The organism is Streptomyces sp. NPDC058964 (assembly GCF_042741275.1).
GTDB lineage: Bacteria > Actinomycetota > Actinomycetes > Streptomycetales > Streptomycetaceae > Streptomyces.
In genome coordinates this window covers 1-1,300 of record NZ_JBHYKH010000995.1, presented here as the reverse complement: position 1 = coordinate 1,300, position 1,300 = coordinate 1, and the positions used below count along the sequence as shown (strand labels likewise).

Sequence of the window (1,300 nt, the reverse complement as noted above, 5' to 3'; positions counted from 1 at the left end):
GCCAGCGTCCCTCCCCGTCCCCCCGCCCCGAGCGCGCTCGGTGGGGCGGTGGGGCGGGCGGGCGCGGGCGCGCTCGTGCTCCACCCCCACCCCCCCCCCCCCCGCCGCCCCCCCCGCCTGGACCGGGTCACGCACGGCACCCTCCAGTCCGGCGACAAGGTCTGGCTCACCCCGAACGTGTACATCGGCAACCCCGGTTCCGCGCTCGGCCTCGACCACGCCGACATCGACGTCCCCGGCGAACTCGGCGCGCTGCCCGCCTGGTTCGTGCCCGGCCACCGGGACACCTGGGTGATCACCGTGCACGGCCTGGGCACCACCCGCGAACACCCGATGAACGTCATGGGGTTCCTGCACCACAGGCGCCTGCCGATGCTCGACCTCGCCTACCGCGGCGACCTCGGCGCGCCCCGCCCGCCCGACGGCCTCAACCACCTCGGCGAGACCGAGTGGCGCGACCTGGACGCGGCGATCCGCTACGCCGTCCGCTACGGCGCCCGCCGCGTCGTCCTGTACGGCTGGTCCACCGGCGCCACCATGGCCCTGCGGGCAGCCCTGCACTCCTCCGTCCGCGAACACGTCGCCGGGCTCGTCCTGGACTCGCCGGTGCTCAGCTGGGAGGCCACGCTGCGCGCCCTGGCCACGGCCCGGCGCACCCCGGATGCCCTGCTGCCGCTCGCGGTGCGGGCCGCCCAGGGCCGCGCCGGCCTGCACACCGACCACGTCGCCGAGACCGCGGACCCCGCGCAGCTCACGGTGCCCACCCTGATCATCCACGGCCCGGACGACGAGGTGGCCCCCTGGAAGTACTCCCGCCGACTCGCCGCCCTCCGTCCCGACCGCGTCTCCCTGCACACCGTGCCCCACGCCCCGCACGGCGCGATGTGGAACGCCGACCCGAGGGAGTACGAGGAGCGGCTGCGCCGTTTCCTGACCCCGCTGATGTGACGTTCCACGCCCGCCCACGCCCGCCCGGGGCGGCGCCGCAGAAGCCGGTCCCGGCCGTTCCGTTCAAGCCCGTACGACTGGCCTGATCCCGTCTCCCCGGGCCCCGCCGGACCGTGTGCGTTGGCCAGCCCCGTCGCCCGCCGTGACATTCCGTTTGGGTTTTCGGACCGTCAACCGGAAGACTGCACCCGTGACGTCCCGTATCCCGCGCGACTCCAGGCTTCGACTCGTCCGCCCGCGACCCCTGGCCGCCGCCCCCCAAGCGATGACCCAGCGGCGTCCGCGCCGCGCCGCGCCACGGCCCCCCCACGGCCCCCCCCCCCCGCCCCGCCGGCGCCCCCCCCCCCCCCCC

1 protein-coding gene is annotated in these 1,300 nt (G+C 76.8%); it reads left to right on the top strand.

The features are described 5' to 3' along the window. Positions 1 to 948, top strand: a 948-nt coding sequence (locus ACFW2E_RS47120; protein WP_384478392.1) for an alpha/beta hydrolase family protein, incomplete at its 5' end; no start/stop codon positions are given. Positions 949 to 1,300 lie beyond the last annotated feature (352 nt).